This window comes from Streptomyces corynorhini (assembly GCF_003346515.1).
GTDB classification, from domain to species: domain Bacteria; phylum Actinomycetota; class Actinomycetes; order Streptomycetales; family Streptomycetaceae; genus Streptomyces; species Streptomyces corynorhini.
In genome coordinates this window covers 1-8,231 of record NZ_QQNA01000159.1, presented here as the reverse complement: position 1 = coordinate 8,231, position 8,231 = coordinate 1, and the positions used below count along the sequence as shown (strand labels likewise).

11 protein-coding genes are annotated in these 8,231 nt (G+C 62.0%); 3 read left to right on the top strand and 8 right to left on the bottom strand.

The features are described from left to right. Positions 1–691, top strand: a 691-nt coding sequence (locus DVH02_RS35230) for a hypothetical protein (RefSeq protein ID WP_158575918.1), incomplete at its 5' end; no start/stop codon positions are given. On the opposite strand, the gene DVH02_RS20280 is transcribed toward DVH02_RS35230, so the two are convergent. The 3 genes from DVH02_RS20280 to DVH02_RS20270 all read right to left on the bottom strand — a co-directional run bounded on the left by DVH02_RS20280 (position 672) and on the right by DVH02_RS20270 (position 2,939). Then, a complete protein-coding gene (locus tag DVH02_RS20280) occupies positions 672–1,490 on the bottom strand; it encodes a hypothetical protein (protein WP_233518344.1) in 819 nt (272 codons plus the stop codon). The two genes, DVH02_RS35230 and DVH02_RS20280, sit on opposite strands and share 20 nt — an antisense overlap. 379 nt (positions 1,491–1,869) lie before the next feature. After that, on the bottom strand, positions 1,870–2,094 hold the full coding sequence (locus DVH02_RS20275) for a DUF397 domain-containing protein (protein ID WP_114625253.1): 225 nt from the start codon (positions 2,092–2,094) through the stop codon (positions 1,870–1,872). Next, on the bottom strand, positions 2,094–2,939 hold the full coding sequence (locus DVH02_RS20270) for a helix-turn-helix domain-containing protein (RefSeq protein WP_114625252.1): 846 nt from the start codon (positions 2,937–2,939) through the stop codon (positions 2,094–2,096). The genes DVH02_RS20275 and DVH02_RS20270 overlap by 1 nt, the downstream gene beginning before the upstream one ends. Positions 2,940–3,245: 306 nt before the next feature. Between DVH02_RS20270 and DVH02_RS20265 the strand changes: the two genes are divergently transcribed. Further along, complete coding sequence (locus DVH02_RS20265) at positions 3,246–3,785, top strand: ATP-binding protein (RefSeq protein WP_233518343.1); 540 nt, start codon at positions 3,246–3,248, stop codon at positions 3,783–3,785. Positions 3,786–3,806: 21 nt separating this feature from the next. Here DVH02_RS20265 and DVH02_RS20260 read toward each other — a convergent pair whose 3' ends face one another. Continuing rightward, positions 3,807–4,559 (bottom strand): HNH endonuclease, encoded by a 753-nt coding sequence (locus tag DVH02_RS20260; RefSeq protein WP_114625250.1) that lies wholly within the window; start codon positions 4,557–4,559, stop codon positions 3,807–3,809. A 158-nt stretch (positions 4,560–4,717) separates the two neighbouring features. On the opposite strand from DVH02_RS20260, the gene DVH02_RS20255 reads away from it, so the two are divergent. Further along, entirely contained in the window at positions 4,718–5,872 is a 1,155-nt protein-coding gene (locus DVH02_RS20255) for a DNA cytosine methyltransferase (protein ID WP_114625249.1), read from the top strand. Here the strand turns inward: DVH02_RS20255 and DVH02_RS20250 are convergent. From DVH02_RS20250 to DVH02_RS37160, 4 genes are all read right to left on the bottom strand, one after another. Then, positions 5,789–6,256: a very short patch repair endonuclease gene (locus tag DVH02_RS20250; RefSeq protein WP_114625248.1), complete on the bottom strand. Its 468-nt coding sequence runs from the start codon at positions 6,254–6,256 to the stop codon at positions 5,789–5,791. The genes DVH02_RS20255 and DVH02_RS20250 overlap by 84 nt on opposite strands. Next, on the bottom strand, positions 6,257–6,745 hold the full coding sequence (locus DVH02_RS35225) for an HNH endonuclease (RefSeq protein WP_267899066.1): 489 nt from the start codon (positions 6,743–6,745) through the stop codon (positions 6,257–6,259). It abuts the gene before it with no gap. Between the two features lie 371 nt (positions 6,746–7,116). Further along, positions 7,117–8,097 (bottom strand): NaeI family type II restriction endonuclease, encoded by a 981-nt coding sequence (locus tag DVH02_RS20240; protein ID WP_114625246.1) that lies wholly within the window; start codon positions 8,095–8,097, stop codon positions 7,117–7,119. A gap of 61 nt (positions 8,098–8,158) precedes the next feature. Further along, positions 8,159–8,231: SEC-C metal-binding domain-containing protein (locus DVH02_RS37160; RefSeq protein WP_199566353.1), on the bottom strand; the 73-nt coding region annotated here is incomplete at its 5' end.

Below are 8,231 nucleotides of genomic sequence, written 5' to 3'. Positions count from 1 at the left end.
CGGGGTGCGCGGCGCGGGCGGCGACCGGGCCGATGTCCTGGTGGGCGCCCGCCGTGGCCTGCGCGACAGATCGTACGTACGCGTACGCCGCACCAGCCGCTGGCCGCCCACGCTGCTGGTGGACGGCATTCCCTGCGTACGCCCGGTCCGAGCGGCCGCCGACTTCGCGGCTCACGAACCCTCCCCGGAACGGGTGCGCGCGATCCTCGCGGCCACCGTCCAGAAGTGCCCCTGCCACCCGGAGGACCTCCGCGCCGAACTCCACGCCTCCCACGCCCTGCGCAACCCGGCGGTACGGGCCGTCCTGGACGAACTCCGCGTGGGCGTCCAGTCCATCGCCGAAGGCCAGGCCCGCGACACCCTGCGCGCGGCGGGAGTCCCCGAGGCCCTCTGGAACCCCAGTCTCCTCACGGCCGACGGCGCCTTCCTCGCCCGCCCGGATGCCTACTGGCCGTTCGCGGGCGTGGCCCTGGAGATCGACTCGGAGGAGTTCCACCGGGGCGTGGCCGAATACCGCGCCACCCTCCGCCGCCGCCTGCGCATGGAGGCCCACGGCATCGACGTGGTCAGCGCCGTCCCCGCCCTGGTCCGTGACCACCCGCAGGAGTTGGTCAGGGCGGTCAGGGCCAAACTCCAGCAGGCCAGAGCCCGCCCGGACCGCCCGGAGGTCATCATCCGCCCGTACCGATAACACCCGAGAGGGCAAGCCCCGCAGGGTCGCACGAGGCGGCGGCCCTGGCTTCGGCGGCCCGTGCCCGAACGCGCTCGGGCGACAGCGCCCCAACCGGCTGTACGGACGCGACCGCGCCCCGGCACACACCGCACTCGCCGCCCACCAGCGCCTCGGGCCGCGCGGGAGCCCGGCACTTGGCACACTCCACGACCCGAGGCGCCGCCCGCTCCGAATCCGCGGGCCGGGGCGGCAGCTTGGCCACGAGCCGCGAACGGACGAGTCCGGCCGGATGATGAACGGGCGAGGGCAGCCCGTGGGCGAGGGCGCGCAGTACCTCCTCCTCACCAGCTCCCCGCCCGAACCACTCGACGACCAAGGGCTCCAGGGCGGCGCAGTCGGCGGAGGACAACGACAGAACGGGAGACCGGCGCCCGAGGGAGGCGAGCAGGGCGTACCCCCGCGACCGCTCGGGCGGCGGCGTGGGGCGGCGGTCGCGAGCCTGAACCGGTTCTGACGCGTCGCCTCCCGCACTCCACTCGCCATCACTGCGGGCGGCCCGGGAGAACCACGTGCGGGTGACCCACCGAGCCCCATGAGACCCGACGACATGCTCCCGCTTCCGCAACAGATGCCCGGCCCGCTGAAGGAAGTTGAGGGCGGTGCGCAGGGCGCACTGCCCGTAATCCATCACCTTGGCCAGGGCTTTCACCGAAATATCGGCACCGTCCGGCAGCCGGTCGATGAAGGAGGCGATGGCAGCTTCACGCGCGGGCAGGAGCGCGAAGTCGGCGGCGGAAGAAGCCGGTTGACCAGCCAAGGACCGCTTCCCGAACCCGGCAGGGGCCATGGGGTGGGGAGCGGAGTGCGGGGGAGGCGGGGCATCACTAAACTGCGTACCAGCCAAGGGGATCGCCTACTTCGATCTCGTCGGTCAGGCCCCTGCCAGGTGCGCTAACACCAGGCGGGGGCTGTTTACGTCCGAGAGGCACGCTAGACCGCAGTCACCGTAAGTCGCAAGGCGAACACGAAAAGTCAACCCCCTGCCTCCTCGCGGGGGGCAGGGAGGGTGGGTGGGAAACAAGAACCAACCACTCAAACAAACAGGGCTCGCCCCCCGAAGCTCGGGACCCGACGAGGCCGTCACCCTCGAACCCCAGCTCAACGCAGGGCGGTCAGCCGCCCTCGACCCTCGAAGCTCAAGCCCCGAGCCGCCCGCTTGCTCCCGGCCGGTGCAGCGCCCCGACGAACCCGGCCCATGCGTCCTGTGCGAAGAAGAGCCGGGGTCCATCGGTGTTCTTCGAGTCGCGTATGACCGTCGAGCCGGGCAGGCGCGCGGCTTCGACGCACTCGGTGGTGTTGCCGCCGCTGTAGGAGGACTTGAACCACTCAAGAGTCTCCGTGGACCGGACCACTGTCACCATCACATCTCCTCGCGAACCCGTCGGATCATGGCCGATGAGGCGGCCGTGTCCAACGCTTGTGCGCGGAGGTAGTCGAACGCAAGGCGATAGCGGTTCAGTTCGGCATCCTTCTCCATGAAGACCGAGCCGACGTGCAGGTCGACATAGACCACGTCCAGCGAGGGCTCCGCTCCGCCGAGGATGACGAAGCTGCCCAGTGCCGCGGCGTGGGCTCCCTTCGCGAACGGCAGGATCTGAAGCGTGATGTGCGGCGACTCATTGGCTTCCAGGAGATGATCAAGCTGCTCACGCATGGTCCCTGGCGAGCCGACCACCCGCCGGATCACGGACTCGTCCAGGATCGCCCAGAGATGCGGAGGCGTGGCCCGGCTCAGGATCTCCTGCCGCTTCATCCGGATATCCACGAGCCGCTCGATCTCCTCGGCGGTGAGCCGCATCTCGTTGGCCTGCTGGATTGCGGTGGTGTAGCTCCTGGTCTGGAGAAGCCCCGGGACGTAGACGCAGGAGAAGTGGTCCTCCCGTACGGCCTCGTCCTCCAGCGTCAGCAGCAGACTCATATCCGCAGGGATGGAGTCGGTGAACGGAGCCCACCACCCTTGGCTCCTTGCATCCTTGGCGAGCCCGACCACCGCGTTCCGCTCCGCCTCGCTCACGCCGTACCCCCGGCAGAGCGCGTCCACGATGGGCCACTTCACCGGCCCTTCCTGGGTCTCGTACCGGCTGACGGTGGCCTTTGAGACCCCGACGAGCCGGCCGGCTTCCTCCAGTGTCATGCCTTTGTTCGCCCGGAGCTTCCGCATCATCGCGCCAAGTTGCCGACGGCGGGTTGTGGTCCTCGCTGACATGGGGAACAGCCTTCCACTTCGAGCCGGAATCTGTCGCTCCACCCAACAGGCCCCTGACCGAAGGGCGTTCATGATCGCGCAGATTCACCCGGGAGAGTCTCGTGAGAAGTTACATGGAGAGACTTCTCAGTGTCATACTCGGACCGAACGGCTACTCAGAGCAGTCGTACGGATACGTTCTGCGCGGTACTGACGTGGCTAACAAGGAAGTGCTCCATGTGCAGCTGCGGAGAGACCCGTCCTCGTGTCCGTTGCGTTCTCCCCTTCGTGGCGGACCCCGGCCAGCTCCACACTCTGCGAAGAGTCGTGCGAGACCAGCTCAAGACATGGGGTGCCTCCGTACTTGCCGACGAGGCGCAGCTCGCGGTGACGGAACTCGCGACGAACGTCACCAAACATGTGGGTCGCGGAGTCCCGGCAACTCTCCTCATGGAGTCGAGGGGAGACGGACTGCGCATCGAGATGCACGACACCAGCCACGCGATGCCGACCCTGAAGTACGCCGGCTGCGGCGATGAATGCGGCCGGGGCCTCCACCTGCTGGCGTCGGTAGCGGCGGCCTGGGGCACCACCATGACGGCGACGGGCAAGGCGGTCTGGTGCGAGTTCCCCCTCGGTCAAGCGGGGCGGCAGTGCCTCCGCACCTACCGCGCGTCCACGGTACTCGGCGCATACCGGACTCTCCCCGGCGCACCGACCGGACCTGATCAGTCCCGTCGGCCCGCCGCGGAGGAGTGCGCGACTGTCCTGATCGCGGACCTTCTCCACTGGCTGGCAGCCCACGGCGCAGACCTGGACGCTGTACTCGACCGCGCGCAGACGCACTATGAGGCGGAAGCCGCCTGATGACGTCGGCGGCAGGGGTGTCTACGTATCTTCGGCGGCTTTCAAGGCTTCTGCAATCTCCACACGGACGGCCGCCGGGGTGCGCCATGATTCGCCTCGGTAGCTTCTGTGGCACATGCGATGGCAGTTGGAGCAGAGGAAGGCGAGATCGGCAAGCCTGGTCTCGCAAGGTCCTGAGATATGGAGGGGCAGGACGTGGTGCACCTCGATAAAATCGTCCCCCATCTCTCCGTACGTCTGACCGAAGTTGAAGTCACAGACTTCACATTGGATCGGCAGGCCGAGCTTGCGGGCAGCTTTGATTTTGCTGGACCGAAGCTTAGGGTTTCGTTCGCGCGAGAGCGCCCAGCGCGCCAGCAGGCGGCCTTCTCTCGCTGTGGTGCCGTCCTCCGCGATCTCGTCGGGCTGTTCCCGGATTTTGGACAGTTCGCCAGAGCCGATACCGTCACGGATCGCCTGGGCGCTGCGGAGCATCCTGGACTCATCGTCAATGAAGTCCTTGATAACAATCAAGTCGAGCCTGCCCCCCTTCGTTCTTCCTCCTCCGTGTTTGGGATGATTCGTAGCCAGGTCGGTAGTTTTATGGCTCACACTGCCGACGGACCGATACTCGGGGAGCTGGTTCGCCACGCCACTGTGCAGGGGCAGCGATCGAAGCAGGTCAGACAGCTCATGAACGGCTTGATCACCCTCCCTGAGTTCGCGCCAGCCGTTCTTGACGACCAGGGCGCAAGCCAGTACCAGCTCGTCTCGTGTCCAGTTGGGGCTACGCATAGGCAATATCGTATGAGTGTTCGCAGTGTCGCGAGTGAAGTTCCGAGTCTGACGAGCCACGCCGTGCTGTCGGGAGGGGCGTTGTCAGTGCAGTCTGTCACCCTCTGTGAAGGTGAGTTGCAAAGAGTGTCCGCTGTGCGAGTTTGCAAGGAGGGTGCATGACCAGCACTGAGAGGGAGTTCACCTCGGTGGAGATCTGCGCTGGGGCCGGGGGTCAGGCGTACGGTCTGCATGAGGCAAAGTTCAGGCATCTGGCGTTGATTGAGATCGACAAGCATGCCTGTGAAACCCTGAAGCTTAATGTAGAAGATAACGCCGAGTGGGAGGGCTGCGAGGTCATTGAAGCTGACTTGCTTCAACTTGATCCGCATAAATTCAGGTTGCAGCTTGGCCTGGAGCAGGGGGATTTGGATCTCCTTGCAGGAGGTGTTCCCTGCCCTCCGTTCTCCATTGCCGGCAAACAGTTGGGTGAAGATGATGAGCGAGATTTGTTCCCGACTATGCTCAACATGGTGGAAGAACTCCGGCCTAAAGCTGTGATGATTGAGAACGTCCGAGGTTTGCTTGACCAGAAATTCCAGGATTATCGAGAGAAAATCTTGAAGTCCCTGGAATCTATGGGATATGCCCAATGTTACTGGAAAGTATTGGAAGCTAAAGACTACGGAGTTCCGCAGCTCCGCCCCCGTGCAATTCTGGTGGCGATGAAGAAGGAATATGCGCAACATTTTCTATGGTCTGAGCCCGAGAAGCGCCCGCTCGTGACGGTGGGTGAAGCGCTGGCTCCTACGATGAAAGAGCGCTTCGACGCTATAGAAGACCCTCGGGCTGAAGCCGCATATGGTGATTGGTTCGAAAGCGCGTCGAAGGGAGTAGCTCCGACGTTGGTAGGCGGCTCAAAAAAGCACGGCGGGGCTGACCTTGGTCCTACTCGTGCAAAGAAAGCATGGAAAGAACTGGGAGTGTGTGGATTGGGCGTTGCTAACAAGCCGCAAGAAATGGTTGACTCTGAGCGAGATCTCTTTGCAGCAGCAGGCCCTAAGCTGACTGTTCAGCAAGCGGCGATTATTCAGGGATTCCCGCGCGACTGGAAATTTCCCGGCCGTAAGACTGCCTCATACAGGCAAGTGGGAAACGCTTTTCCTCCCCCAGTGGCAAAGGCTGTGGGTGAACAGATTTACACCGCTCTCAAGGCGGAAAAATCGGCGTCCACGACCAAGCGTGACCGGCTAACCAGTTCCCTGGCTCCCGCCGCCGCGAGCGCGTCTGCTGCCGACCGTCGTAGCGATCTGGAGCGCGCAGGCGTCAGGTGACTCATGTTCCCAGAAGCGGAGTACGGTCCAGCCGGCATCCGTAAGGCGCTGATCTGTATCGCGATCGCGTGTCATGTTCCGGGCCACTTTTTCTGACCAGTATCCGGGGTTCGTCTTCGGTGAAACATAGTGCTCGGGGCAGCCGTGCCAGTAACACCCATCGATAAAGACGGCAACCTTCGCCGGACGGAAGACCAAATCCGCCGTCCGGCGAAGCTCTGCGAGAGGCTTAGCGGCTACTCGGTACCGCAGCCCTTGCGCGTGTACCAGTCGTCGGATCAGGATCTCTGGCTTTGTGTCCCGGCTGCGAATCGCCTGCATATTCCGACGCCGTGCCGCAGAAGATGCCCAGGATCCTTCAGGTGGATCCCACTCAGTTTCCATTTATGAGTTATGCTTGCGCCATTCGGCGCCGTTGATTGCCGCACGAATAGGACCGTTAGGCCATGGTTCCCATCGAATGAGCCGGTACGTGGAAATCGCGGCTTGCGTGCCAGACCCGCGCTCCACTCTGTTCTCGTACTCCCAGCCGATCTTGCGCAGTTCGCGAAGGCGGCGTTGCCAGTCATCTTGATATTGCCCCATTGAAGCCACTGTGCCGATCAGTTCTGCTGGTACCCATTCTCCATGAAATGATTTGAGCAGCTCGCCGATCCGCTTGTGGGGCTCTTCATGTGTTACTGCGGATTGAATCTTTTCCGCGTGGTGATTGTAAGTTGCATAGAAATCCCGTTTCCCGGAATTGCATTCTTCGCATAGAGGCTGTAGGTTTGCGAGTTCACTGTTTCCGCCCCAAGCCACGGGAATCTTGTGATCCACGCAGAGCTTTACATGGTTCTCGAGGGGAGTTTGCCCGCATTGCGCACATCGCATTGGCGCTAGTACTTGGGCCCTGACTTTGTTGCTGATGTGTGTACGCATGCTACCCGCATGTGTGGATTTCCACCCTCTCAGCTTATATCGATGCAAGCTGCCGTCGCGGTAACGGTGAACCTCAAAGCAATCCCGAAGTGAGCGCAGTCTGCGCATGGCCTCAGACTGCGATTCGCCGAATTTTTGGGTAATGAATTCCTGAATCTCATGAGTGGCTGGCGGACTATCGCGCCGCCTGTACAAGAACCCGTAGAGCTGTCGGACGCTTTCTAGCGGGAAAATTGCAAGTACTTCGGGAGACTCGGGCTCCGGTAGGGGGAGTTCTGATTTTTCTTTCATTCTTCTAATTCCTGGATCTGTAGCTTGTGTACTTACTCGAATTCTCTGTTGGTGGTGTGTTTTGGCAGTAGTGGGGCGGTTTCTTCGGGATCTTCTGCAAGTGCGAGGGTCCAGTATCGGCCGTCGAGTTCAACCCGCGGAGAGTTTCCGTGATGGGGTAGTGCTTGAGCGACTCGGAAGCTTACGAGTTCTCCGTGGAGCGGTACGGGGGCACCAAGAGACCGAGCTACTTCTTGATGGCTTCTGTAATGGCCAGGAATCAGGATTCCTTTCTCTCGCAGGACTGTACGGGCGCGCCCTTTAGCTTCGCGTACTCGTGCCATGTAGTCGCTTTGCTGCGCAACGGTGCGCACAACGCCACGTCCGATTTTCCTCATCTGTACACGAGTGAAGAGTTCGTTGACTCGCTTTTGTCCGGACGGGTGCTTGAGGATGGCTTCTCTTGTTGTGGGCTCTAGGTGCAATAGAATATTCTCTTGAAGGTCTGCATTGTGCCAGAGCCACAAGATTTTATTTCGGTGCTCGGCTTTGATTGTAAGCTTTAAATCGCGATTATTGCCTCCGTTGAGCCATTCTTTCTCTATGCGCAAGAGGCCGGCGCTCCAGCGGCTCTTGTAATCATCTGCCCAAACAAGAAGGCAGATGTGTCCCGTGGCTTCTGGTGGAATCATCCACCCGCCGAACAACTGGGAATACTTGCAGTCGACCTCACTGCCTGCGATCTGGTAATCCATGTCAACGCCGTCGGTGAACTCAAATTCACGCTGAAGATTAATTTCAACGAGGGTGCCAGCATGGGTTTTCTCGGTTTTGAAGAGCGTCTTCCAGTCGTAGCGTCCAGTGACCTCCCCGTTCAGTAGCTGATCAATCGTGTCGCGTAGTACGCGAGAGAAGCGAATCCCGTCCGGGTCGAGTTGGAGTAGCCGGTGATATACCGCCGCCAACTCCGGGTCTGCATCTAGAAACTTCTGCGATTGGATATTTATTGAGGCAGTGACATCTAAAGGCAGCATTGTGTCGTCCTGTTGGGTGAGTTGGGGGTCCTGTACGCTCGCGGGTTCAGCAAAACCGGTACTACCCCGCCCCGTGGCACTTCCCGTACGTCTCGTCCGCCCCGCACCAGCACGGGGCGGACGAGACGTACGGG

Excerpts from the sequence above, each read along its gene's own strand:
- DVH02_RS20275 (WP_114625253.1), bottom strand. The coding sequence starts at position 2,094 with ATGGTGACAGTGGTCCGGTCCACGGAGACTCTTGAGTGGTTCAAGTCC.
- DVH02_RS20270 (WP_114625252.1), bottom strand. The coding sequence starts at position 2,939 with ATGTCAGCGAGGACCACAACCCGCCGTCGGCAACTTGGCGCGATGATG.
- DVH02_RS20260 (WP_114625250.1), bottom strand. The coding sequence starts at position 4,559 with ATGCGTAGCCCCAACTGGACACGAGACGAGCTGGTACTGGCTTGCGCC.
- DVH02_RS20255 (WP_114625249.1), top strand. The coding sequence starts at position 4,718 with ATGACCAGCACTGAGAGGGAGTTCACCTCGGTGGAGATCTGCGCTGGG.
- DVH02_RS20250 (WP_114625248.1), bottom strand. The coding sequence starts at position 6,256 with ATGGAAACTGAGTGGGATCCACCTGAAGGATCCTGGGCATCTTCTGCG.
- DVH02_RS35225 (WP_267899066.1), bottom strand. The coding sequence starts at position 6,745 with ATGCGATGTGCGCAATGCGGGCAAACTCCCCTCGAGAACCATGTAAAG.
- DVH02_RS20240 (WP_114625246.1), bottom strand. The coding sequence starts at position 8,097 with ATGCTGCCTTTAGATGTCACTGCCTCAATAAATATCCAATCGCAGAAG.